General features: G+C 44.4%; 21 protein-coding genes. 9 read left to right on the top strand and 12 right to left on the bottom strand.

Annotation, left to right across the window (positions count from 1 at the left end; translation table 11 throughout):
- The first annotated feature begins 639 nt into the window (after positions 1 to 639).
- On the top strand, positions 640 to 792 hold the full coding sequence (locus JCM16456_RS24050; protein ID WP_169795772.1) for a hypothetical protein: 153 nt from the start codon (positions 640 to 642) through the stop codon (positions 790 to 792).
- Between the two features lie 7 nt (positions 793 to 799).
- Positions 800 to 967: a hypothetical protein gene (locus JCM16456_RS23780; protein ID WP_156430570.1), complete on the top strand. Its 168-nt coding sequence runs from the start codon at positions 800 to 802 to the stop codon at positions 965 to 967.
- Between the two features lie 192 nt (positions 968 to 1,159).
- Here the strand turns inward: JCM16456_RS23780 and JCM16456_RS16000 are convergent, their stop codons facing one another.
- Complete coding sequence (locus JCM16456_RS16000; RefSeq protein ID WP_068716350.1) at positions 1,160 to 1,678, bottom strand: Hcp family type VI secretion system effector; 519 nt, start codon at positions 1,676 to 1,678, stop codon at positions 1,160 to 1,162.
- A gap of 362 nt (positions 1,679 to 2,040) precedes the next feature.
- Between JCM16456_RS16000 and JCM16456_RS15995 the strand changes: the two genes are divergently transcribed.
- Positions 2,041 to 2,829 (top strand): DUF1266 domain-containing protein, encoded by a 789-nt coding sequence (locus tag JCM16456_RS15995; protein ID WP_068716349.1) that lies wholly within the window; start codon positions 2,041 to 2,043, stop codon positions 2,827 to 2,829.
- Positions 2,826 to 5,642: a J domain-containing protein gene (locus tag JCM16456_RS15990; protein ID WP_068716348.1), complete on the top strand. Its 2,817-nt coding sequence runs from the start codon at positions 2,826 to 2,828 to the stop codon at positions 5,640 to 5,642. Before JCM16456_RS15995 ends, JCM16456_RS15990 begins: the two co-directional genes overlap by 4 nt.
- Before the next feature lie 97 nt (positions 5,643 to 5,739).
- Here JCM16456_RS15990 and JCM16456_RS15985 read toward each other — a convergent pair whose 3' ends face one another.
- Positions 5,740 to 7,419, bottom strand: a complete 1,680-nt coding sequence (locus tag JCM16456_RS15985) for an Hsp70 family protein (RefSeq protein WP_068716346.1) — start codon at positions 7,417 to 7,419, stop codon at positions 5,740 to 5,742.
- 152 nt (positions 7,420 to 7,571) lie between these two features.
- Entirely contained in the window at positions 7,572 to 8,789 is a 1,218-nt protein-coding gene (locus tag JCM16456_RS15980) for a MalY/PatB family protein (RefSeq protein ID WP_068716344.1), read from the bottom strand.
- A gap of 261 nt (positions 8,790 to 9,050) precedes the next feature.
- Here JCM16456_RS15980 and JCM16456_RS15975 point away from each other — a divergent pair, with 261 nt between their 5' ends.
- Complete coding sequence (locus JCM16456_RS15975; protein WP_068716343.1) at positions 9,051 to 9,299, top strand: hypothetical protein; 249 nt, start codon at positions 9,051 to 9,053, stop codon at positions 9,297 to 9,299.
- Positions 9,300 to 9,414: 115 nt separating this feature from the next.
- Here the strand turns inward: JCM16456_RS15975 and JCM16456_RS15970 are convergent, their stop codons facing one another.
- Together JCM16456_RS15970 and JCM16456_RS15965 are read right to left on the bottom strand one after the other, a co-directional pair.
- Complete coding sequence (locus tag JCM16456_RS15970) at positions 9,415 to 10,857, bottom strand: glycoside hydrolase family 1 protein (protein ID WP_068716342.1); 1,443 nt, start codon at positions 10,855 to 10,857, stop codon at positions 9,415 to 9,417.
- 543 nt (positions 10,858 to 11,400) lie between these two features.
- The gene (locus JCM16456_RS15965) at positions 11,401 to 12,459 is read right to left on the bottom strand and encodes a LacI family DNA-binding transcriptional regulator (RefSeq protein WP_068716338.1); all 1,059 of its coding nucleotides are present in this window, start codon (positions 12,457 to 12,459) and stop codon (positions 11,401 to 11,403) included.
- Positions 12,460 to 12,667: 208 nt separating this feature from the next.
- On the opposite strand from JCM16456_RS15965, the gene JCM16456_RS15960 reads away from it, so the two are divergent.
- Positions 12,668 to 13,738, top strand: coding sequence for a lactonase family protein (locus tag JCM16456_RS15960; protein WP_082712339.1), 1,071 nt, complete (start codon positions 12,668 to 12,670; stop codon positions 13,736 to 13,738).
- A gap of 76 nt (positions 13,739 to 13,814) precedes the next feature.
- Here the strand turns inward: JCM16456_RS15960 and JCM16456_RS23775 are convergent, their stop codons facing one another.
- Positions 13,815 to 13,970, bottom strand: coding sequence for a hypothetical protein (locus JCM16456_RS23775; RefSeq protein WP_156430569.1), 156 nt, complete (start codon positions 13,968 to 13,970; stop codon positions 13,815 to 13,817).
- Positions 13,971 to 14,223: 253 nt separating this feature from the next.
- Between JCM16456_RS23775 and JCM16456_RS15955 the strand changes: the two genes are divergently transcribed.
- Positions 14,224 to 14,604 (top strand): DUF2750 domain-containing protein, encoded by a 381-nt coding sequence (locus JCM16456_RS15955; RefSeq protein WP_068716334.1) that lies wholly within the window; start codon positions 14,224 to 14,226, stop codon positions 14,602 to 14,604.
- Positions 14,605 to 14,715: 111 nt separating this feature from the next.
- Here the strand turns inward: JCM16456_RS15955 and JCM16456_RS15950 are convergent, their stop codons facing one another.
- The 5 genes from JCM16456_RS15950 to JCM16456_RS15930 all read right to left on the bottom strand — a co-directional run bounded on the left by JCM16456_RS15950 (position 14,716) and on the right by JCM16456_RS15930 (position 20,430).
- The gene (locus JCM16456_RS15950; RefSeq protein ID WP_156430568.1) at positions 14,716 to 15,471 is read right to left on the bottom strand and encodes a prephenate dehydratase domain-containing protein; all 756 of its coding nucleotides are present in this window, start codon (positions 15,469 to 15,471) and stop codon (positions 14,716 to 14,718) included.
- A 149-nt stretch (positions 15,472 to 15,620) separates the two neighbouring features.
- Positions 15,621 to 16,679, bottom strand: a complete 1,059-nt coding sequence (locus tag JCM16456_RS15945) for an ABC transporter substrate-binding protein (RefSeq protein ID WP_068716331.1) — start codon at positions 16,677 to 16,679, stop codon at positions 15,621 to 15,623.
- A 32-nt stretch (positions 16,680 to 16,711) separates the two neighbouring features.
- Positions 16,712 to 17,503, bottom strand: a complete 792-nt coding sequence (locus JCM16456_RS15940; protein WP_197655232.1) for an ABC transporter ATP-binding protein — start codon at positions 17,501 to 17,503, stop codon at positions 16,712 to 16,714.
- A gap of 3 nt (positions 17,504 to 17,506) precedes the next feature.
- A complete protein-coding gene (locus tag JCM16456_RS15935) occupies positions 17,507 to 18,532 on the bottom strand; it encodes a FecCD family ABC transporter permease (RefSeq protein ID WP_068716327.1) in 1,026 nt (341 codons plus the stop codon).
- Between the two features lie 350 nt (positions 18,533 to 18,882).
- Positions 18,883 to 20,430: a DEAD/DEAH box helicase gene (locus tag JCM16456_RS15930; protein ID WP_068716325.1), complete on the bottom strand. Its 1,548-nt coding sequence runs from the start codon at positions 20,428 to 20,430 to the stop codon at positions 18,883 to 18,885.
- Between the two features lie 300 nt (positions 20,431 to 20,730).
- Between JCM16456_RS15930 and JCM16456_RS15925 the strand changes: the two genes are divergently transcribed.
- Complete coding sequence (locus tag JCM16456_RS15925) at positions 20,731 to 21,489, top strand: peptidyl-tRNA hydrolase (protein ID WP_068716324.1); 759 nt, start codon at positions 20,731 to 20,733, stop codon at positions 21,487 to 21,489.
- A 14-nt stretch (positions 21,490 to 21,503) separates the two neighbouring features.
- Here JCM16456_RS15925 and JCM16456_RS15920 read toward each other — a convergent pair whose 3' ends face one another.
- Positions 21,504 to 22,412: a LysR family transcriptional regulator gene (locus JCM16456_RS15920; RefSeq protein ID WP_068716323.1), complete on the bottom strand. Its 909-nt coding sequence runs from the start codon at positions 22,410 to 22,412 to the stop codon at positions 21,504 to 21,506.
- 137 nt (positions 22,413 to 22,549) lie between these two features.
- On the opposite strand from JCM16456_RS15920, the gene JCM16456_RS15915 reads away from it, so the two are divergent.
- On the top strand, positions 22,550 to 23,179 hold the full coding sequence (locus JCM16456_RS15915) for an NADPH-dependent F420 reductase (protein ID WP_068716321.1): 630 nt from the start codon (positions 22,550 to 22,552) through the stop codon (positions 23,177 to 23,179).
- Positions 23,180 to 23,314: the final 135 nt, after the last annotated feature.

Below are 23,314 nucleotides of genomic sequence, written 5' to 3'. Positions count from 1 at the left end.
AGGCTCATTACCATCGCCTTTAAAAATTGGGGAACCAACCCCAACCCAATAACTATAATATACAGCTCTCATACTTTGATCAGGTAGAAGTGTGCTGACTCAACCAAAGCGCACAAGGAATTACCTGTTTTCTTTTTAGGCAGCTCTATAGTATGTCGCTAATCTCTTAACCACAATCTCAAATCCGATTTAATAAAATTATCATTGTCTATTAATTAATTGACAAACTCCCTCATTAAAAATCAAAGAATATTTCTTATGTGTGTGATTTTTGAGAAAAAGTCTATTTACCTAATATCAGGGATATTCTATTCCAACTAAAATTATTACACTCTTAATCCTGCACCTCCGGAAGCATTTGGCATACATTCTCATACATTTTGAACAGTAAATTTACGGTGAAGTAACTTAGTTCTGTCCTGTCAGTTAACACGCATCGTTACCATATGCCATACCAACTCGAGGTACAGATTGAAATCATAAGTATCTAGGATGAATGTCAAAATAATGACACTTAAATAAAACAAACAAAAACAGAACGGAATGAAGCTTCACCTAGCCGATATCCAAACAAAGCAGTATTAATTCAGTGTGAAGATTACCGCTTCATCAATAATCATAGGTTTAAGGTTATTTGAAATGGATCAATGTGATCATAAAAACCAACTCATTCGCCAACATCGTAATGTATGGGATAAGCTCTCAGGTGTTAAAGAAGTGTATATGTGTAAAAAGTGCGGAGAGATCATCAAACTTCGCGGCGGTAAAATGACCTCTAATATACCCAAATGACCTCAAGATGCAGACTTCAGAGCTTCATCAACGAATACAGGTCAAGCTCAATGACGGCAGGAATGGTCATTCCCTTTCAACGTCATTGGCTGCAGAAATGGGCTTGTTGATGAGCTCCCAAAGGCCGAGTTGTATTCGCTTCTATGCTGCGTTACCGATTTTCTACGTAGAATAACTAGCTATTCAAATCGGTGCCTTGCCCATAAGCAAATACATTCTCGCTGAAACAGGATATTGAGGTTACTTGGGTATAAAACCGTTTGAAAGTAAAGATGGACAATCTGTGCAGCAGCACTGTAAACATGGAACGATTTAAATAAAAAGCCGGAGCAGTGCTCCGGCTTTTTCTTGTGATGTTCGATGCGAATTAAGCTTCGACAGGTTTACGCCAGTCATCAGCACCAGATGTGCCAGCGTTAACGTGATCCCAAGTGATTTTACGGTAAGACATAGAAACCGTTAGGTTTTGAGTAAAATCAGATTTCGCAGGATCTTGACAGTGTGGCATTTCACAACGGATATCAACGATAGATGCGTTTTCTAGAGTGGTAGTAAAGAAGTTTTCTTGTTTACCTTCAATAGAAGTACGGTACCATTTTAAAGTCACAGAAGACATTTTTTCGCCAGAAGCCAATGCGTTGTATAGCAAAGGAACTGCTTTGTTTAGTGACACTGTGAATTGGAATGGTTTGTGAACACGTTGACCTGAAGGCTGACCAGATTGTGGGTCAGTTGGTACAGTCACTACGTGATCAAATTGTTGTACTAGCATTTCATCTTCGTGGCCTTCAACGTATGAGTCACCGATTGAATCTGATGTACATGCACCAGCAGTGATAAGACCCTGAGTTTGACCTTCGATAGAGATATAACATGGAGTTGGCATTGCAAATTCCTCTTAAATGATTAGGGTGTGCGTTTTTCGCTACATGCCAATTAAAGAGCAAGCTCGATGCCAACATTGGCATCTATAAAAATCAATTAGTTAAAAAAATAATTTTGTTTTTAGGGCAACTTTTCTGTTTTTCTTAAGCAACTTTTTGCCCAGAAATACCATCCTTTGCCCGCTGAGATGTCATTGACGGCTAACGTCAGCGCCTTAGCTCTTCCACTCAATTTGCTGATTTGAAAACAAACAGATACGCATTTTTGGATCAAGACCTCATAACCCATTTGACGCCCCAAAATACCGTTTCCCCACACAGTGACTCAAGATACTCTTTGCCAGTCATCACACGAGAGGTCACCATGTCCACCACAAATACCTTTGATTTAAACTTACCCCATTGCCAATTTTGGTTTGGTGTTACGGCTCCCCAATTGCTTTATTGCGAAGGATGGTCTGACTACAACGAACTCGGAATGAAGCGTTTAGATTGGTCTGAAACCGACGAAGAATGGAAAGAAGGCTTTATTGAATCATGGGGAATCGATACTCGCGAAGAGTGGCACGACATGATTCGTAGGCTCGCCCATGGAGAAGTGCATGGAGATGCTTGGTCGGGGTTATTTGCTCGTCGCGCTTGCAACACTGCGGGTGAATGGCAAAACTTCATCGCACAACAAACCAATGCGGTAGCCCAAGGAGAATTACGATTTGCAGATACGGTGTTTCGTTTAGTTGGCACGCAAGGTTTCTTAGCTTGGGACTACTGCCGTGGTTCATTTTTAACCAGAGCAGGAATCCGATTTGGATTGGTTAGCGATGAGGAAGGTGCCTTTTTGCTGAACTACTTTAGCCAAAATGTTCGCCAAAACTTTACCGATTGGGCGCACTATATCCGCAGTTTTATTCTTGGTCGTGCTTATTGGGTTTACAGCAAAGCTGATGAAGCAGAACAGCTTAATCAGCTCGACAAACTACTCAATAAAGGTTTGGGAAAAACCTTCGATAACTATTTTGACCTTATGCACAATGACAAAGCCTTCCCACTTAATCATGTAGACTGGAATACCCCACTACCCAACATCAGCATGCCAAAATCTTTACAAGAGGTACTGGATACCATCTCAGCCCAGCAGGAGGCCGCTCAATGAACCACTGGCAAATCTTAGGTATTGACCCAACCTCCGACTTAGCTGAGTTAAAAAAGGCGTATCGCATCGCCTTAAAAGCTCATCACCCAGAAGATGACCCGGAAGGGTTTAAACAAGTACGCGCGGCCTACGAAACGCTGCTCTCTGAGCTATCTACTCCACAGCCGATTTCAATTGATTTATCGTCACGTGAAGCATCACAGCCAATCCAGAACGTCCCTGAAACCACCTCATCTGAGTCTTACATTGCCTATTTGCAGCAAATGAATGACCCAGCTTCCCGATTTAATATGACTCAGTGGCGTAAATGGGAAGAACAACTTCGTTGGCAAACTATTGATGTGCAGAGCCAAGTGTCACAGCAAGTTCGCGACGATATTCTTGAGCGGCCTTGGTTACCGGGCGAACTTATTACCCTATTCTGGGAAGCGTGTGACTGGGATGAGCTTTTTTCAGGTTCGCAAGAAGAACTTGAGCTCGCCGACTATCTCAAACGTAGGAGCGCAGTGCAAAGTGGTAGTGATTTTGTCGCCGTATCTCAATTGCCCGATAACGCCCAAAAAGCAGTGTTTCAGTTTATTAATCCAATCATTCGGGCGTTAAACAATGGCGAAATACGCGCACTCCAGTACTGGTTATTGCAAAGCACTTGCGTTCCTTGGTGTGACGATGACGCCTTTAATTTATTAATTCTCAAAGCTTGTAATGCCTTTCAATGGTATCCCCCTTTCATTGAAAGCTGGTTACCGACATTAACCAGCGATGAACGTTTAAAACGCTATACCACTGAGCAGATCGAAGTATTAGGTACAGTCGCACTTTATATGCGCAATATCGATGTGATCATCGATGTTTGTACCAACATGATCAATCAACAAAGCTACGGTTTGGCTGCTGATTTGTTGCACCAAACTGCACTTAGCGCTCAAGATAACGACCTCACCCTATTGACGGCTTATTTGTTGCAGCGATGGAATCCCTTACCAACGGCCCATTGGCGTTGTCAGTACCACATCAATCCACTACACAACGAAGATCAATCATCTGTATTACCTCAATCTTGGCTTTATCGCCAACTTACAGAACGCTCCTATCATGACTTTAGGCACTATTTAGACTTTAAAGACCATGTTGATTTTATTGGTGTTGTAACCCAAAGTTTGTGGGCAGAAAAATATGGCAGTTTGGTATGGCAACGCTCCCAATTGGCAGAACTACAAGCTTTGTCAGAGCACATTTCGGCATTTGAACAGCTAATCGCTTATTTGGCCTTTTGCTGGTGTGAGCAGAGTATGATTCACCAAGAGTCACTTTGCACCTCACTTACGGAAAAGCTGCACCGTTACGAAACAGATGAGTTCTTGAGTTCACCTCCCCTGACGCAAGAAGAGCTAAACACTCTCACTATGGAACAATGGGCCGAGTGTCTCATGCGTCATCCGTTAATCCCCGATCACTGGATGGAGCAATTGCTTACGGGCAACTGCATCGATATTCCAACCCTCAATGATCTTGACCTAACCCCGCGCTGGGCCTACGAAACACTGTTCTACCGGATCTCGGAGACACGCCATCAAATAAACAGTGTCTATCTTAATAAGCCCTTTCCTGGCGTATTTCGCTGGTTGTTGGTTTACCACAGTAGCGGCGATGAACAGGTAGGCATTGCAGGTCAAGAGTGTCTAACACAATTAGAAACCTTGCCTGAAGAGCAGCAAAACGGCCCATTGGGAGAACTGGCCAACAGCTTCTCTTATCAAGGCGTTGAGCGAGTCACTTATCTTGTGGAACAGGTTTCAAATAGCTCACAATTTCTCATGAAACTGTTACTCGAAAACACCCTACTTCAACAACATCAAGAGCATGAGATTCAATCACTCCAAGAACTAGCAGCACAACATCGGCCAGAAGCCTACGCGATGTTGGCTCTGCGCTATCGTTATTCCCGACTCGAATTAGCCATCTTCTACTATAACTTGCTACGGATTAATGTTAGCAGCACTCCTATCTATTTCTTTTTACTCACCACACTAAATAACTGTTTGGTGGGCGAAGCAAATAAGAAAGAGTGGATAAAAGAGACTTACGATCTAGGTGAATACAATGCGTATGCTCTCTATCTCAATGAAAATATAAATGATATCCCCCAAATTGATGAAATCGGTAACCGTCTCCCCGATGACGATGCTAAACGCTTCCATCATCCGATAGGATATTTACTCAGTACCCTGATTCATGGCTTACCAGAACAAGGTTACTCTCTTGCTCCTCTTTCCAATTTTCGTAAAGAACATGAAGAGAATGACAGTGAGGAAGAAAAACATGCGATCAGCCTCGGTATAGATCTTGTCAATAAACGCTTACAAGAGCGCTTTACCACCGAAGTGAAGGAAAAACGGGTCAAGAAATTTGGTCGATTGAGTTTATTGGCAACCTGTACTCTATTCGCTCTACTATGGTTTGGTCTGTTTGACGCCACGCTAGGTAAGCAACCTCTGTTTTCAACCGCCAACCTAGTTTCGATACTGATGATGACGTTTGCTCAATTGGCACTGACGATAAAGATTTGTCGGGCCATGCCGCTTAAGAGTGAAAAGAGGCTTTATCGGATCACGGTTTGGCCACTTTATCTTTTGGCGATGGGATTTGGTAGCTCGTGGTTTGCGGGATTAACATGCGTTATTCACTTCGGGCAAACATGGCGAATTAGCTCGGCCTATGCCAATCAGCGCTGGAATAAACGCATTATTAAGAAAGGCCAAATCAACATTAACTCACTACTTAAAATCCCCTTTATCAAAGTAGAGAAGTAGAGAAGTAGAGAAGTAACCGTATCCAATGGTTGGGGGAAATCAAAAAAGCCGCGGGAGAGCCATGCTCTCCCGCGGCATTTTATTGAAGCACAGATGTCTAGATAAACAAAAACGCCTTCAGATGTGACTCTATCTTTTTACGAGCATCACGAATCACCTTGTCATCTTGACTGTCAATCGCATTAGTAAAAAAGCGAATCATCTCACCTACCGCATCGCGCTGATCGCCCAGTAACTCTTCATATAGACGGTTGAGTTTTTCAGCTAAGGTGATGTTGGGTAGTTGATCACGAGGATGCACTTTCAGACGTTCTAAACGCTCTCGGCTCAGTTGCTGCTGCTCTGGTGTCATGCCAATCGGTGAACGGTCAATCACCTTTTGCGTGGTCTTTTGTGTTGAAACAACGGTTACATCCACTTCGAGTAACCCATTGATATCGTAACTAAAACGCACATCAACTTGTTGTTCACCTCGTTTCCCTGCTGGAACATCAACGGTTAAGGTATCAATGAAGATATTTTCTCTCGCCCAATACCGCTCACCTTGATAAATCGACACATCAACTTGGGTTTGATCATCATGTGAAGTGAAATAACGCTCAACGCGCGAGGTTGGAATCACCGTGTTGCGCTCAATAATCGGGCTAAACACGCCTGAGTGCTCATTCGTCCCGACTTCTATTCCCAAAGAGAATGGACACACGTCAGTTAAAATGAGCTCTTCAACCGCCTCGTCGCGTAAACGGCAAGCCGCTTGGGTCGCAGCTCCCATCGCGACCACTAAATCAGGATCAAGTTCATGACTGCCAAACCGACCCAGCAGCCGGTTAGCCAATTGTTGAACTTGGCGTAAACGTGTTGCTCCACCGACAAAGATCAGTTCATCAATTTCGCTCGGTGTCATTTTGGCATCACTTAACGCTCGTTTTAGCGGTAATGCCAAGCGAGTTAACACGTTATGCCAAACCTCTTCCAACGCTTTGTTATTTAGCGTTAATGTTTGGTTGAATGGCTCTGGTAATTCAAGCACGAGCGGGTCGTTACTCTGTTTTTTCGCTCGTTCACAGACACTGACAATTTTTGCCAAATCGCTGACGTCAATGGTTTCAAGCGACAGATTAAGAGTGCCTAAAACATGTAAAACCAAAGCTTCAGTGAAGTCTTCGCCACCTAGCCGGTTATCTCCGGTAGAAGAACGTACCTCAACAAAACTGTCTTGATACTCCACTACAGTAACATCAAACGTACCGCCACCAAGGTCAAACACCAAGAAACGCCGCTCTTGTTGCTGTTGTAGGCTATAGGCAAGGCATGCTGCCGTGGGTTCATTGATTAAGCGTACCGCATTCAAATCGGCCAGTTCCGCCGCTTGATAAACTTGCTTACGCTGTTGGTCACTAAAATAAGCTGGCACTGAAATGACGACGTCGCGAATGGTGCATCCTAGATACGCTTCTGCGTCAGCTTTTAGCGATTTAAGTACCAACGCACTCAGTTCCGTTGGCGTGTACTGCTGTGTTTGTAAGGTAAACTGCTTTTCCGACCCCATAAAACGTTTGAATGCGGCAACCGTTTCTGTCGGCTTAGTGACTAAACGCGCTCTAGCCGCCTCACCTACCAACACATGACCATCATCATCTATGCTCACTACCGATGGTGTTAAATAACTTCCCAACGCATTGGGGATAAGCTGCGCCTTACCATCTCGCCAAATCGCAATCGCACTGTTGGTCGTCCCCAAATCAATGCCGATTGCTAATGCCGAATCATCTACCATAACCAAACCTGACCTATTTTTGTTATTTATTGAATAAAGCGTCACGTTAGTGGACACTACTCGTAGCATCAAGCCGCTAGATTGAGAAATTGGAACAATGATCAGAAAATGGGCAGTGCTTAGTCCTTAAGCACCACCTAGGCAGTGATAGGTTAGATTTCTTGTTTCACCAAAGCTTGCAGGATACGTTCTAGCCCTTCCTGTAACACACTACGCGGACAAGCAATATTGAGGCGAACAAACCCATCACCGTTATCAACAAACATATTACCGCCCTCAAGTAACACGCCCGCTTCCTTAGCAAAGAAATAGGCTGGCTCAGAAAAACTGTCGGTTGCACTTAGATAAGCTGAAAAGTCGATCCACGCTAAGTAAGTGGCTTCAGGCACTTTGAACTTGGCTGCTGGAAGGTGAGTTTGTAAAAACTGCTCAACCAGTGCGAAGTTTTCATCGAGATAACCTCTGAGTTGGACCAACCACTCATCACAATCACGGTAGGCCGCTTGAGCCGCCGCTAACGCTAGCGGATTTTGAATGTCGTTGTGGCGCTCTAACCATTTGGCGCGCAGTATGCTGTCACGAATGAAGATATGAGAGACCAAGTTACCCGCAAGATTGAAGGTCTTACTCGGCGCAGTGCAGGTGATGAGTTTTTTATACTCTGGCAACACATTTACCATGGATAGAAATTGTTTTCCTGCTCGCAGTAAGTCGCAATGAATCTCATCAGAAATTAGCCATACACCATGCTTAACACAGATCTGCCCTAGGCGAGCCAATTCCTCTTTGCTCCATACACGGCCGGTAGGATTGTGAGGATTACATAGAATAAACAGGGATATCTTGTTGTCTGGATTCGCGATTTTCTGCTCAATATCGGCAAAATCCATGCGGTAATCCCCATTGGTATTAACCAGTTTGGAGGTCAACACTCGGCGTTTATTAAAATCTCCCGCCACTTTAAACGGCGCATAAGATGGCGTACAAATTAAAACACTTTCATCGGCTTGCATGATCAAGGGCACAAGGTGTTTTAGTGCCGGAACCACACCTGGAGAAAGCACCACTTCCGCTTTTTTGATCACCACATCATAGTGACGACGAAACCAACTTTCTAACGTAGCAAAATATTTAGGATCAAAGACTTGGGTATAACCTAATATTTTTCGGTCCAATCGGGCACGAATGGCATCTAACACAGGAGCGGGTGTGGCAAAGTCCATATCCGCCACCCACATCCTTATATAATCTTTATCTTCGTACTGAAAATTGATGTTGTCGCGACCTTTGAAAATATAAGATTTCCAACCTTCAAAGCTCAAACTATTGGTCTCTTCACGACTGATTATTTCATCAAAATCGTAGTGCATTGTTCCCTCTCTATGCGGCATGTTCCTGTGTGCTCATAATATACCCAAAGTAATTTCAACTCACTGATTTCATTAAACCATTAGTAAAAATAGAAAAATATCAGCAGCCTAAAGTTGAGAGATTCAAAACAATATGAGTTGTTGGCGCTAAAGTTTACACTGTAAAACGCCTAAACTTTCATCAAGCGAAAGCAGAAAGGTTCGAAGCCATACCGAAAACTGGTATGCTTGGCGGCTAATCTAGAACATGAGCAGAGCGTTATGATCAACGACAATGATGTAATCAACACATTAGAAGAATTGGAAACCTTTCTAATCTTGGTTGAAAAGGGTGGCTTAGGTCTAAAGAATGTAGAAGGTGTTGCCCTTGCTACCAATAACGCCGATGGACGCCCTTTTGTTGCCGTATTAGACGACAAGCACCAACTGGTTTTGGGTCGTTGGGTATCTCAAGACGTGTATGAGAATGGTAAAGACATGGTTCGCTACGGACCGAAAAAACGTCGCTGATTCCGTTCTTGTTAAAAAAGCCAGCCACCTCCCCGTGAGCTGGCTTTTTTAGTTCAGCCGACATGAAGAGCACTTACGCATACAAGTGCTCATCATATCAAGGCTTCACCTATTTTTAGCAGTTTTCACCATTAGATTCAATAACGTCTTTATACCAGAAGAAAGAAGCTTTTTTCTTGCGATCCAATGTGCCCTTACCTTGGTTATCTTTATCAACATAGATAAAGCCGTAACGTTTTTCCATCTCACCGGTTGAAGCACTCACAAGGTCGATACAACCCCAAGGTGTGTAACCCCAAAGTTCAACGCCATCTTTAATCGCTTCGCCCATTTGTTTAATGTGCTCTTTTAGGTAATCGATGCGGTAGCTATCGTTGATTGAGCCATCAGCTTCAACTGTATCAAATGCACCGAGACCGTTTTCAACCACCATCATTGGAATGCCGTAACGACCATAGATTTCGTTCAATGAGTAACGCAGGCCTTTAGGGTCGATTTGCCATCCCCAATCAGACGCTTGTAAATATGGGTTTTTCACGCCACCGTTAATGTTACCTGAGGTATTTTCTAACTTAGGATCGGTTGATACACAGTTCGACATGTAATAACTGAAGGTGTAGTAATCTACTGTACCCGCTTTAATGTCTTCTAAGTCACCGTCACGAATATCCAATTCGATGTTGTGTTCTTTTAGGAAACGTTTGGCGTAGTGAGGGTATTCACCACGAACTTGAATATCACCACAGTAGTTATTGCGAATGTTGTTGTACTCTTGCGCCAACAAAATGTCTTCAGGGTTACAAGTGTATGGGTAAGTGGTCATGTAGGCGATCATACAACCGATTTTGAAATCTGGATTGATTTTGTGACCGATTTGAACCGCACGAGCACTGGCTACGAATTGGTGGTGTAGCGCTTGGAAACGTACCGCTGGTTCATCCACTTGGTGTAAGAAATCTTTGGTGTCTTTGTGCAAAATACCTAGCGCTAAGTAAGCACCGAATTCTGCTGTACCGCAGTTGATTTCATTGAAGGTTAACCAGTATTTCACTTTGTTTTGGTAACGAGTGAACAGGGTTTCTGCGTAACGAGTAAAGTGTTCAATCACTTCACGACCCGCCCAACCGTTGTACTCTTGAGTCAAACCAAATGGCAGTTCGTAGTGAGAAATGGTCACGAGTGGTTCGATGTTGTATTTTTTCAGTTCATCAAACACATCATCGTAAAACTGCAAACCGGCTTCGTTTGGCTCTTGCTCCATTCCGGTTGGGAAAATACGTGACCAGTTAATGGAAAGACGGAATGTTTTGAAGCCCATTTCAGCAAACAACTTAATGTCTTCTTTGTAACGGTGATAAAAATCAATCGCTTCATGAGAAGGGTAATGCACGCCTTGTTCAATCGTACGGGTAATACGACGAGGTGTGGTGTGTGTCCCTCCGCTTAACATATCGCTACAACTTGGACCTTTGCCATCAACGTCCCAAGCACCTTCAAATTGGTTTGCCGCTGTTGCACCACCCCACAAGAAATCTTTAGGGAAAACAGATGTTGTCATTTTTATTTCTCCATATTTCAATGTGTTAAATCAAAAGAGCAAAACTCACGTTGATCCACTCAAAACTGTAACCGGTTCCATTTATGGCGATAATAAAAGCGACTTCTCTATTCGCTTAATGGGTAGGGTAGCTGAAGTGAAACTCAACCTAGCAGGTTGACCTCCAACTTTATCACGCTTTGAAAAATGAAACCGGCAACCCATTCGGGTTACTGTGTCGATTAATCTAGCACACCCCAAAACCGATAGGAAACCGTTTCCACATTTTTGTCGAAAAATTGATCTTTTGTGATTCAATCGAAATTTGCTTGAGAAAAAGGTCGTTAGAATGGCATGTCATCTTGAGTGGAAATCAGCTTCACTCTATCAACAAATCCAACCAATGTGCGGCTCAAGTTTCTATGGCAATGCGGCTATCTAGCGATGCCATAGTCACAAACGAAAAAGCCGCAGCCATGAATCCACCTTGTATTAGAACTCTATACACGGTATTGGAACTCAATGCCTGCAGCTTTTGTCGCTCAATCTCTATCGTCGTTACGCTTATCTATTCGTAACCGAGTCGCGAATTACCAACTGTGCGTCAATGTGATGCTGCTGATAATCAGGAAATGGTGTTTTATTTAGATGAGCAAAGCACAATGCCACGGCGTAACTGATCAATTCTGCCGATGGAAGAATCACTGAGCTTATGGATGGCGTAAAGTAGTTGAGCACTGGGCTGTCATCAAAACCAAACAAAGCAACATCATTAGGCACATTCAGTCCGTATTCTTGCAGCGCTTTTAACGCACCAATTGCGAGATGATCGTTAACGCAGCAAATCGCGGTAAATGACACGTCACGAGCAAGTAACTCCTTACACGCCAAATACCCCACTTCACACATATCTCGCGGCACAGTGCCATCTTCACTTACGGGTAAGCCTTCAATAAATCGCTGAGGATCGTATTCAATCCCAGCTTGGCTTAATGCTTGCTGATAACCAATCTGACGCGCCTGTGCAGTACGTTGAACTAACGAGCAACTAAGATAGGCAATTTGACGATGCCCTTTTTCAATCAGATATTCGACCGGTTTAGCGGCGTATTTTTCGTGCTCATACCAAACACAATAGTTAGGGTGTTTAGGTAAATAGCTGTTGAGTAACATGACAGGAACTGGAAATTTTTCAATTTCCTCATCGATCACTGCAATGGTTTCTTCATAATGAGCCGAACTAGAAGCATTGTAATAAAGCACAGCTTCACAGCGGTGGTCGATCAAATCATAGATAGACGATACCGCTTGTCCGGGCAAATCTTCGACGTGTCTCATGATGACATCTTTTCCCGCCGCATGAGCCGACTTATGGATTTCATCAATCAGCGACGCCAAATAGCGTGAAACGTTCGCCCCGGCAGGTAAAATTAACCCTATCGTATCTGATGTTTGGCGAGCTAGATTACGCGCAAGCACATTAGGACGATAATTCAGTTCTTGAGCCGCTTTTAACACTGCATCACGCGTTTTTTCTGATGTGTAACCACGACCACTCAATACGCGAGAAACCGTAGACTTTGCCACTCCTGCCCGGCGAGACACATCCAATATAGTTGCCATAACTTATTAACACCTCAACGATTTAGTTTGTGCATATTAACACGTACTAAATAAAAGGAATAAGTCTCTCTTGGGGAAATACCATCGCTTAGTCTATATGAACGGAAAAATGCGATACCTCTCAAAAGGTCAGTGATTGTTTATAGATGACTACTGCCTTTCATTACCGGATTGATATACTAGATCAAAATGATTGCGAGATGTGCCGATGCCCTACCAACTCTTTGTTTCCAATGCCGAATCTGGAACGATTTCCTGTTACGAACTCGACTCCTGTACGCCTAATACAACGGAGAAGTTGCGTTGGGTTACGGATGTTTCAGCCGCACCTCTCGTAATGCCGATGACCATCGACGAAAAACGCGCGCTTTTGTATGCTGTTATTCGCTCCAAGCCCTATCGATTATTGCAATATCGCATTGAGCCTCAAGGATTAAGTCTCACTCAAGAGTGGCCATTACCCGCTAGCATGGCAAATATCGAACTAAGCCCAGATGGCTTAACCGCCTATAGCGTCTCTTTTGCCGATAACCTTTGGGCACAGACCCGTTTACAAGACGCAAGTAATAACACAACAGATTGGTTCCCTTGTGGCTCACATCCGCATGCGATCCACATCAGTCCAGATAAAAAATGGTTAATTCATAGTGAGTTAGGTAGCGATAAGCTGCAAATATCTTCTTATGGCGCAGAGCGTGGTGAACCTAGGCACATTAACGTCACGCCGGAGTCTGGCCCGCGCCATTTTGTCTTTTCACCCGCGGGAGATGAACTGTATCTCTTAACTGAAATGTCAGGAGAAGTGATCCGTTACCGTATTGAAGCAGCGAGTAAAGATGACATTTCGCCTCCGTCACTTATCGAACGAGAGCGCTGTGCCATATTGCCTTTTGCAGAAATGGGTCTAGCCCCTGGGCTTGCACCAGAGAAACGCCAGAACGATGACCAACCTCGGGTCTGGGCGGCGGATATTCATCTCACTCATAACGGGCGTTTTCTTTATACCTCAGAGAGAACCACCAGCCGCATTTCCTTGTTTGAGATCGATGCAGTGTCAATGCGTTATGTGAGTTCGTTCCCCGTCGAGTCCTGCCCGAGAAGTTTTGCTATTACTCCGGATGATCAATGGCTGATCGTCACTGGCGAACAAGCCTCGGTTATCGGACTTTACGCTATTAATAGCGCTACTGGATATTTAAAGCGTGAATGTGAAGCCCCTTGTGGCAAAGGTGCAAACTGGGTAAGTATTGTCTCTAAATTAGAGCAGCAAGTAATATAAAGTAAAGCAGCGATCATCACTTTAAAAGACCACTGCTTTATTTCAATAGGAGAACACTTATTCTTCCAGCATTACCTTAAGCAAAGCTGGCAATAGTAAATAATAATGCTCCTAATAAAACGATGATGATTTTCATAACCACACCTCTAAAGCACGCAATTAACGCATTAACTTTCGCTTCACGTTGAATCCGTTCGAACGCTGGCAAGACCAACGAAGAGGAAGTGTACATCCCACTTCCCAATCAACTAGCTAAAGAAGAACAAGCCTGTTTTCATCGCGAATATAGTGAAATGACATTGGTCATAATGTGATGCGCATTTCATTTTTAACTAATGCATAAAAAAGAGATGAATAGTACTTTTTGTCATCAGTTTCACCAGATAATTCGCTTTTTTAGCTAGAGCTGTAAAAACATTCTAAAAACCTTGCACATGCCGTTATACTAAACGCAGTCCATCAGAAAATAGAAGCAAAGGCTTTTCATGACAGCAACTATCTCTTTAGACACTCTTGCTAAAGATCCAACTGAACGAATGAACCAATTCTTCAACGCGGTAGCCACCGATCTTAAAATTTGGCTTTTGATTGATGAGCATGGCAGCGTGCTTCTCAGTGCCGACGATGAAGATTGTGTTCCAGTATGGCCGAGCCAAGAACATGCGGCATTGTGGGCAACTGACGAATGGGAAGGTTTTCAAACGGAAGCGATTTCAGTCGCTAAATGGAAAAGCCGCTGGACTCAAGGTCTAGAAGAAGACGAACTTTCGATTATCGTTTTTCCTGACGCACAAGGTGAAGGCATTGTGCTTTACCCAGACGAGTTTGAATTTGAGCTAGCAAAACGCGAAGGTAAACGTCGTTAATCCTTTTTTGAAAGTATTAAGCATTTAAAGCAGCCAACCTTGGCTGCTTTTTTATTATTGGCGAACTCTAGTTACTTATTAAGTACTTTGATTACTAATTAAGTGTTGCGATTACTTATTAAGCAGCAATAAATCCGCTTTTTTGCCTTGAGCGATGGCAGCATTAAGCTCATGACGCGCAGCTTGTTTACTGATTGGTTTGTCACGTTTCGCAACTTTCATCATTAAAAAAGACGTCGCGTTATTTTTATTATCCTGCACACCTTTTTGCACCACAGAAAGCGTTGGATATAGAGAAGCCAGCGCGCAAGAACCGATCGCCGCTGTGCCTTTTGGCATCTCACCTTGAGCGACTTTGCGTGCTGCTTCTGCAGTGCCTGCTGGAATTTCTTGCTCTGCTAACCCTTTGATACTCTGCTTCCAACGATCAATTTGTTTCAACGCTGCAGGATGAGAGGCAATCAGAGTAATCGGCGCTTGAGATTGCACATCTTGTTTGTTCATTAGTACGCACATCTCAATTGGCATAGTCACATAAGCGATCACTTCGGTTGGCTTGTATTGCTCAAACGCAGTAACGGTTGCCTGCACAAGCTTGCCATTGATGGTAGTGTTGTCCACAGCGCTAAATGCAAACGCATGGTTTTCACTTGCCGATTTCAACACATTAAGCGGAGTACCAGCGTAGATAGTGTCATGCTGCAGTTGAGGTCTTTGCTCAAATAGCTTATCGATCGCTTCGTTATTGAAACTGCCTTTAGAGGCTTGAACATAAATCCCGCTGCCTGCCCAAACACGGGTAGAGAGCGCACTGCTCACGATTAACATGGCACTGAATACAGCGCGTTTCGATACGGAACTTCCCATTTTTTTTCCTTTTTGAAGGTGTCTGTCTGTTATTTAAAAGCGGTTTTAGGTAAGAGATATTCGGTGTACTGACATCTCTTTTTGTTATAAAAATCAAAAAATAAGCCCCGAAAAATTCGGGGCTTCACCTTAATCAGATAAACGCCAAGTTACAACGTTTTTGGCGGCAAATCTTGCAGAATTTCATTCACTTGAGTATCGGAGAGATCGTAGTTAAGAAAACGGTGGTAGAACGCTTTGGTCTCTTTCGCGATATCCAGTTGTTTAAAGTGCTCTGGATGCAATGTTTTTGCAGCCCATTGAATTTGCAACGCGGTTTCAGCACCATAGCGATCCCACAGGAACGCACCATTAGGATTGATATAAAGTTGGTGATGTTTTACCGCGTTAACACTCGACCACATAGGATCGTTTTCTAATGCTTTTAAATCACTGGCGCGAGTAGCAGGATCTGGCATTGCACTGCCGCCAAAAATAATCACATCTGGGTTCCATGCCAACATCTGCTCTTTCGATGTCACTTTTAAGCTGCCATGAACATCCTGCGCAACATTCACCCCACCCGCAGCCTGAATCCATGCGTCAATCAATGAATGACCACCGTCGATCGTTAATGGGTTTAATTGCACAACATGAAGCACCCGCGGTTTTTGTTGTATAGAAAGCGTATCGCTATAAGAGCGTATCATTTGCAGCTTTTCTTCCAAATAGGCATTGAAATCCGCCGCACGCTGCTGCGCTTGAGGACCGAGAATTTGCGCCGTCAGATCAAAGGTTTTTTCCAACTCAGCAAAATTCGTGAAGGTCAGTTGCACGTTGGGCACATTCAGCTCCTCAAGCTTAGTGCGCATACGCGGAGTGACGATAGAGAAAACCACATCCGGTTTATCTTTCAGCATCTCCTCAACGTTTACATCGGTTTTCGTAAACGCAGGTGAAGCGTGATGCATTTGAGGATTTACCACCGCCAACCAAGGGCGTTTTTGCGGAGAATCCACATTCACGTAAGAGACGACCTTGTCCCCCGCCCCTAACATGGCCAGCACTTCAAGATGAGCAGGCCATGCATCGCCAATCGCATGGATTTGCGATGGAACCACCACTTGCGTACCACTGGCATCTGTTACCGTTTGAACATCAGCTGCATACGCTGTTGAAAGCATGGATAAACTCGCCAACGTCGCGAGCAGTTTTGTTGTAAAAGCCATGATAAGTATTCCTTACTGAAAACGAGAAAATGTCATACCACAGGCGTGCAGGAGTGCACCGGTTGGCCATCCCTCTCACCGATTTGATGAATTTGAACATCCACGCCATAAGCATCACGCAGGTTAGCCTCGGTTACGACCTCCTCAACCGAGCCGAACAAACAGGGTTTATTTCGTCTAAATAACAGTACCTTAGAGGCACATAAAAAGGCTTGTTCAGGGGAGTGGGTAATCATAATGATGCCAAATCCATCCGTTGCCAGCTGACGAACTTGACGCAGCACCGCGACTTGATTACCAAAATCCAAGCTGGCTGTGGGCTCATCCATCGCCAGCAGGGCTGGAGCTTGCGCGATGGCTCTGGCAATCAACACCATCTGCTTTTCTCCCCCTGAAAGTTCTGTAAAACGGCGCTCGGCTAATTGAGCAATCCCTAGCCGATGTAAAGCTTGATCAACCTGCTGCCAATCGCCTTTGCTCGGAAACGAAAACGCACCCAAATGCGCAGTGCGCCCCATCGCCACCATCTCTCGTACAGAAAAAGGAAAAGGGGTCGAGCTCGCCTGAGGAACATACCCGAGCACAGTGGCTAAGCGTTTACGCGACCAACTATGAATCGACTCTGCATTGATACAAATCTCTCCACCAAGGCTAGGAATCAAATTGAGCATCGATTTAAACAGTGTCGATTTCCCTACGCCATTTGGGCCAAGAATGCACAGCACCTCACCACTTTGCACTGAAAATGAAATATCACTGGCGATCACTTTATCTGCGTAGCCGCAGCAAAGGTGATTTACTTCAAGAGTCATCATGGGATTCATGTTTTATAAACCTTTGCGTCGAGCCATCAGATAGAGGAAAAACGGAGCACCAATTAACGAAGTTAATATGCCTATCGGTATCTCCATCGGCAGAAGAGAGCGGGCTAAATCGTCAACTATCATCAAGTAAGACCCACCGAGAAACAGGCTCGCAGGGATTAAAACGCGATGATTCGGCCCCACCAGCATACGGGCTAAATGGGGGATCAAAAGTCCGATCCAGCCAATAATGCCACTCACTGCAACTGACACCGCAGTGAGCAATGTAGCGGCCAAAATCAATACCACTCGTGTACGTTTCACGTTCACGCCGAGTGCTGATGCCTCTTCATCGCCAAGTGACAGCAAATTTAACTGCCAACGCAACAGGATGATCGGCAGCAGACCAACGATTAAAGGTGCAATCATCCATGTCATATTGGTCGAATTAGCGGAGGAAAGACTGCCCATGAGCCAAAAGGTGATTTCCGGTAGCTTCTCTTCAGGGTCACCCAAATATTTAATCAGTGAAATGATGGCCGATGCGAGCGCAGAAATGACGATCCCAGTTAAAACCAAGCTCAGTAAAGAGTCGTTATTACGGCTGACCGCATTGCCAACAAAATAGGTAATGAGCACGGCTACCACACCAAAGACAAACGCCATAAATTGCACCATGACAAAATTCATCGAACCCAAAATGGCAAAAGCGGCTCCAAGCCCAGCACCTGAAGCTGCGCCCAAAATCGCAGGAGAAACCATAGGGTTACGAAATATACCTTGGTAAGTCGCGCCCGAAACCGCCAAAGACGCACCAATTGCCATGCCAGCGGCTATTCTCGGCAAACGCACCTTAAGTAACACCAAAGACCCAACACCATGCCCAGTCAATGCTGCCCAAAACTGTGAAAATGGAATCGTAAAGCGCCCAACAAGAAAAGAGATTACCGCGACGGCGATAGAGAGAAGGACCAAGAGAGACAATGCACTGTAACCACGCAACAACGTGGTCGACGTCAATTGCGGCTTAGAAGCAGAAGAGGCAATCATTTCGCGATTCCTTTAGAAGACCGTGCCTCTAAAAGATTTCACAAAATTCGCCAGAGCCACGCGAAACACCAAGGAGAATCCGACGGCTCATCTCCCTAGCACAAATATCTATAACCAGCCCAAACTAGCACCATCAAGGATAGTGAGCAACTATAAACCCTATTATTTACATATAGATATTTATTATAAAACAATGTGTTATAGGTAGAGAAAACCATAAGCGTGCTTAATAGCAGGCATTCATGCGGTGATAAAGAGAGTGGTTATCACAGCGGAAGAAAAAAGCCCCAACGGAATCCGTTGGGGCTTGTGTGTCTATTTAAAACTTTCGTGTCTATTTAAAAAATGTATTACTGAGCTTTGTTCGGCGCTGGACGACGCTTCTGCCCAGATGGCTTTTGACCACTTCCGTTAGCCGGGCGATTACCATTCGCTGATCGGCTACCATTTGCAGAGCGGTTACCATTACCAGAAGAACGCTTATTGGATTTAGAAGCGTCTGATTTTGCATATTGTGGCTTAGAAGATCCGGACTTAGAAGAACCCGATTTGGCCGCGCCAGCCTTAGCCGATCCTGCTTTATACGAGTTCGCTTGTGCTTTCTCTTTCGCAAACTGTGGCTTTTTGCCCTGAGCTGGCCTGTTTTTCTTCGCAGCAGCATTGGCTGGTTTATCCGCGCCCTCACCCGCCAATTTGGTTTTTTTCGGCTTCTTCGGTTTTTTCGCTTTGATAGGACGAGTATCTAGCGCTTTTTCAGGTACCTTGTTCGTTGCTTCTAACCCTTTTAGTTCGTGACGAGGCAGCAACTGTTGAATCAAACGTTCAATCGAGAATAGGTGATCGGCATCTAACGCCGCGACTAATGAGATGGCCTTACCCGTCTCACCCGCACGACCAGTGCGGCCGATACGGTGCACGTAATCTTCTGCCTGTTTTGGTAAATCGTAGTTCACCACTTGAGGCAATTGTGGAATATCAATCCCTCGGGCAGCAATATCTGTTGCTACCAATACGAGAATGTCACCTGATTTAAAGTTTGCTAAAGCGCTGGTACGCGCACTTTGGCTCTTATTACCATGAATCGCCGCCGCGGTAATGCCAGCATCATTCAGTAATGTCGCTAAACGGTTTGCGCCATGCTTCGTTGACGTAAACACTAACACCTGATGCCAATCGCCCTCTTTAATCAATCGAACAAGCAATGGTGCTTTTTTCTTTACATCGGTCGTGTAAATGCACTGTTCAACGGTTTTTGCCGTAGAGTTTGCTGGCGTCACGGAAATTTCGATTGGATTGTTGACCAAACCTTTTGCTAACGCGCGAATTTCATCAGAGAAGGTCGCAGAGAAGAGTAGGTTTTGGCGCTGTTTTGGTAACAAGGCAAGAATCTTACGAATATCGCGAATAAACCCCATGTCCAACATACGGTCAGCTTCGTCCAGCACAAGCACTTCAAGCTGGTCAAAGTTCACGGCATTTTGATTGTAAAGATCCATCAAACGCCCCGGTGTCGCCACCAATACATCAGCACCTTTACGCAAACGCAGCATCTGAGGGTTAATTTTCACGCCCCCAAACACGACAGCACTACTTAAACGCACGTAACGACTGTAGGTAACGACATTCTCTTGAATTTGAGCAGCGAGTTCACGGGTTGGCGTTAAGATTAAAGCACGCACATGATTACCACGCACTTTCGGGCCATTAACCAAACGCTCGAGAATCGGCAGGGTAAAACCTGCCGTTTTACCTGTACCTGTCTGTGCTGCTGCCATCACATCTTTGCCCTCCAAAACTGCAGGAATGGCTTGCGCCTGAATTGGCGAAGGTGTGGTGTATCCTTTTTCTTCGACGGCTTTAAGGATTGGAGCAGATAGACCTAACGAGGTAAAACCCATATTGATTCTCAATTAACAATGATAAGAACAACGCACCTATATTATCGGTACGAAAAGTGCGACATTCTGAGGCTTTCGTGAGGCGCTCGCAACCGTTAATTGCAAATCTCTAGCACTGCAGGGAAAAACCTCCCGCCACTTTTTTTAAATCACCCAATTTTCTCGTTAACAAACTCATCATCAAAGGTTTAACAGTGCCCTCTTCGCAGACAAACTAGGCGCAAAATTTAATTTGAATATGAATGAGTTACCTCATACCATCAGCAGATACTTGAGGTGGATGCAGTAAAGGTTGATGAAATGACAGAAAAATGGAACGAAGATGAATTAGTCGTTTATTTGGCAAACGACATTGGTATGACCTTAGGTAAATCCATCGCACAAGTCGCACATGCAGTTGGAGCGGCTTGGTTAGCGAGAATGGAAATCACGGCAAAAACCGATGCTCAAATACACCTATCGTTAACGGATGACGCCCGTATAGCTTTCATCAACCAGCAAGCGATGGTGCCCAATATCGTCCCCTGCTCAAGCGAAATACTCCCCGAAGAAGACCTTGATTTTATTGAGATCATCGATGCGGGTAGAACCTTATTTTCACATCCAACCAAAACCTGTGTCGCTTACGCCCCGATTTTAGGTGAAGCGTTACCATTAGAACGACGACTACCATTCAATGATGAGATCATTGAATACAAACAAGCTTTTTTTGTGAATCGTAAAGCTTGTGCTGAACTTGCCATGTCGGACGAGGATGTGATCGCCTCGCTCGCCTCTGCCAGCCTTGCCATGATTCTTGCTGATATGAAGGATGGTGAACTGTCCTTAGACAAACACAGCGCCCTATATCAGTGGATCACCTCTTCTTTTGGCAAAACCGTGGTTGGCACCAAAAAAGTCGGTAAGTTTCTTGAAGTACGCGAATTGCTTGCAACCTCAGGAATTTCCTTTAAAGATGTCTACTACCAAAATGAACTGATTGGCCTTTGCAGCGCACCCATTGCCGCTGATGAGATTCATCAGTTCACTAAATACAAAACGTTTAATTTACTGGGATAGTGTTCTTTATCCGATCAATACACCGATAAATTGCTGTTTTCGAAGTCTTTAACCGCGAAATCAATCAAGCTTCGCACTTTCTTCGGTATCACTTTACCGTTAAGGTAAACCGCACAAAGAGGAAACGTTTTCATCGAATAATCGGGAAGTAAACGTACTAATTTCCCATTTTCACTTTCCCGATATTTTTGCAACACAAAGCTTGGGCAAAGCGCAATACCTAGCCCATTTTGCGCCCAATCTTTAGCAATACGCGCATTATTGACCGTAAAATTGCGTGATGGATGGAACACAAACTCCTGCCCATCTTTGCAAAACACCCAGCGATTAGCTTCACGCATATTAGTGTCTTGAATACAGATATGGTTTGCCAACTCTTCTGGGGTGAGAGGTTCACCATGTTGTGCGACATAATCTTGACCTGCGATCAATACACTGGTTATTGAGCCTAGCTTGCGTGCTTTGAGCGTATTGAGATCGGGCGAACCGATACGAAAGGCGATATCGACTCCCTCTGCCGCCAAATCCACATGAGTGTCGCTTAAACGCAAATCGATCGAAAGATTGGGATGCTGTGCGGCAAAGCGGCTTAACATCTCATTGATGTACATTTCGCCAAAGGTCACCGGAGCGGATATGCGCAATAGTCCCGTTAACCCTTTGGCATCTTCTGAAACAGACCCTAAAAGATCATCTAATTCCGCCAATAGTGCTGGAGCTCGCGCCAGCAACTCTTCCCCTTGTGGTGTTAACCCCACCTGGCGAGTCGTACGCTGTAATAATCGCGCGCCAATTTTATCTTCTAGCTGAGCAACGTATTTGGAGGTTAAGCGGTTTGATATACCTAACCGATTAGCCGCATCGGTAAACGACCCCGTTTGTGCGGTAATAACAAACGCTTTTAATCCATCAACCAGATCCATCCCCACCTCCAATTAAGAACAAAATGTAGAAATTTATTCTACATAATCTCCATTGTGTTGAAAAGCTACGAGAGCAATACTGTCATCACAGCGAAACAACATCGCACCTAAATAAACAAGAAAATGGAGAATACATTATGAATATCGCAATCATTGGTTCAGGTAACATCGGTTCTGGTCTAGCTCTTACTTTCGGTCAAACGGCTTATAACGTCACCATCGCTTCTCGTAATCAAGCATCTGCTCAAAGTGTTGCGGACAAACTGGCAAAAGCCAATGTGACAGCAGCAAGTATCGCCGATGCGGTTAAAGGCGCAGATGTGGTGTTCATCGCAACTCCTTATGACGCAGTTGCTTCTTTGGCGCAAGCGGCTGACTTTACTAACAAAGTGGTGGTCGACGTCACTAACCCAGTGAAAGCCGACTTCTCTGGTTTGAGCATTGGTTTTGACACATCAGCAGCAGAAGAAATTCAAAAGTTATTGCCACAGGCTTCTGTATTAAAAGGCTTCAATACTGTGTTTGCCCAAGTGTATGAACAAGGTTTGGAATTTGAAGGCCGTAAAGCGCAAGCCTTCATTGCAGGCGACAATGAAAGTGCCAAACAGACAGTAGTAACCTTAGCAAACGAAGCGGGGTTTGATGGGGTGGATGCAGGTGCTTTAACCAACGCACGCTACCTTGAACCACTGGCTTACATGAACATTCACTTCGGATACATGCTTGGCAAAGGCACACAAATCATCCCAGCTTGGTTATCACGCTAAACCTGATACTCATTACGCAAATACAACAAAGGGCTGCAGAGCCCTTTTGTTTTTAATCGCCTAAATGATTGCGCTTTTCCTTCCGCGCATGCCTACATCTGCAACTAGAAAACATCTCTTTCTTCAAAGATGTGT

Origin of the sequence: Vibrio tritonius (assembly GCF_001547935.1) — a bacterium.
Classification (GTDB): Bacteria; Pseudomonadota; Gammaproteobacteria; order Enterobacterales; family Vibrionaceae; genus Vibrio; species Vibrio tritonius.
Note: the sequence above shows the minus strand (reverse complement) of the source record. Positions and strands in the feature narration are given on the sequence as shown.

Excerpts from the sequence above, each read along its gene's own strand:
- JCM16456_RS24050 (WP_169795772.1), top strand. The coding sequence starts at position 640 with ATGGATCAATGTGATCATAAAAACCAACTCATTCGCCAACATCGTAAT.
- JCM16456_RS23780 (WP_156430570.1), top strand. The coding sequence starts at position 800 with ATGCAGACTTCAGAGCTTCATCAACGAATACAGGTCAAGCTCAATGAC.
- JCM16456_RS16000 (WP_068716350.1), bottom strand. The coding sequence starts at position 1,678 with ATGCCAACTCCATGTTATATCTCTATCGAAGGTCAAACTCAGGGTCTT.
- JCM16456_RS15995 (WP_068716349.1), top strand. The coding sequence starts at position 2,041 with ATGTCCACCACAAATACCTTTGATTTAAACTTACCCCATTGCCAATTT.
- JCM16456_RS15990 (WP_068716348.1), top strand. The coding sequence starts at position 2,826 with ATGAACCACTGGCAAATCTTAGGTATTGACCCAACCTCCGACTTAGCT.
- JCM16456_RS15985 (WP_068716346.1), bottom strand. The coding sequence starts at position 7,419 with ATGGTAGATGATTCGGCATTAGCAATCGGCATTGATTTGGGGACGACC.
- JCM16456_RS15980 (WP_068716344.1), bottom strand. The coding sequence starts at position 8,789 with ATGCACTACGATTTTGATGAAATAATCAGTCGTGAAGAGACCAATAGT.
- JCM16456_RS15975 (WP_068716343.1), top strand. The coding sequence starts at position 9,051 with ATGATCAACGACAATGATGTAATCAACACATTAGAAGAATTGGAAACC.
- JCM16456_RS15970 (WP_068716342.1), bottom strand. The coding sequence starts at position 10,857 with ATGACAACATCTGTTTTCCCTAAAGATTTCTTGTGGGGTGGTGCAACA.
- JCM16456_RS15965 (WP_068716338.1), bottom strand. The coding sequence starts at position 12,459 with ATGGCAACTATATTGGATGTGTCTCGCCGGGCAGGAGTGGCAAAGTCT.
- JCM16456_RS15960 (WP_082712339.1), top strand. The coding sequence starts at position 12,668 with ATGCCCTACCAACTCTTTGTTTCCAATGCCGAATCTGGAACGATTTCC.
- JCM16456_RS23775 (WP_156430569.1), bottom strand. The coding sequence starts at position 13,970 with ATGTACACTTCCTCTTCGTTGGTCTTGCCAGCGTTCGAACGGATTCAA.
- JCM16456_RS15955 (WP_068716334.1), top strand. The coding sequence starts at position 14,224 with ATGACAGCAACTATCTCTTTAGACACTCTTGCTAAAGATCCAACTGAA.
- JCM16456_RS15950 (WP_156430568.1), bottom strand. The coding sequence starts at position 15,471 with ATGGGAAGTTCCGTATCGAAACGCGCTGTATTCAGTGCCATGTTAATC.
- JCM16456_RS15945 (WP_068716331.1), bottom strand. The coding sequence starts at position 16,679 with ATGGCTTTTACAACAAAACTGCTCGCGACGTTGGCGAGTTTATCCATG.
- JCM16456_RS15940 (WP_197655232.1), bottom strand. The coding sequence starts at position 17,503 with ATGAATCCCATGATGACTCTTGAAGTAAATCACCTTTGCTGCGGCTAC.
- JCM16456_RS15935 (WP_068716327.1), bottom strand. The coding sequence starts at position 18,532 with ATGATTGCCTCTTCTGCTTCTAAGCCGCAATTGACGTCGACCACGTTG.
- JCM16456_RS15930 (WP_068716325.1), bottom strand. The coding sequence starts at position 20,430 with ATGGGTTTTACCTCGTTAGGTCTATCTGCTCCAATCCTTAAAGCCGTC.
- JCM16456_RS15925 (WP_068716324.1), top strand. The coding sequence starts at position 20,731 with ATGACAGAAAAATGGAACGAAGATGAATTAGTCGTTTATTTGGCAAAC.
- JCM16456_RS15920 (WP_068716323.1), bottom strand. The coding sequence starts at position 22,412 with ATGGATCTGGTTGATGGATTAAAAGCGTTTGTTATTACCGCACAAACG.
- JCM16456_RS15915 (WP_068716321.1), top strand. The coding sequence starts at position 22,550 with ATGAATATCGCAATCATTGGTTCAGGTAACATCGGTTCTGGTCTAGCT.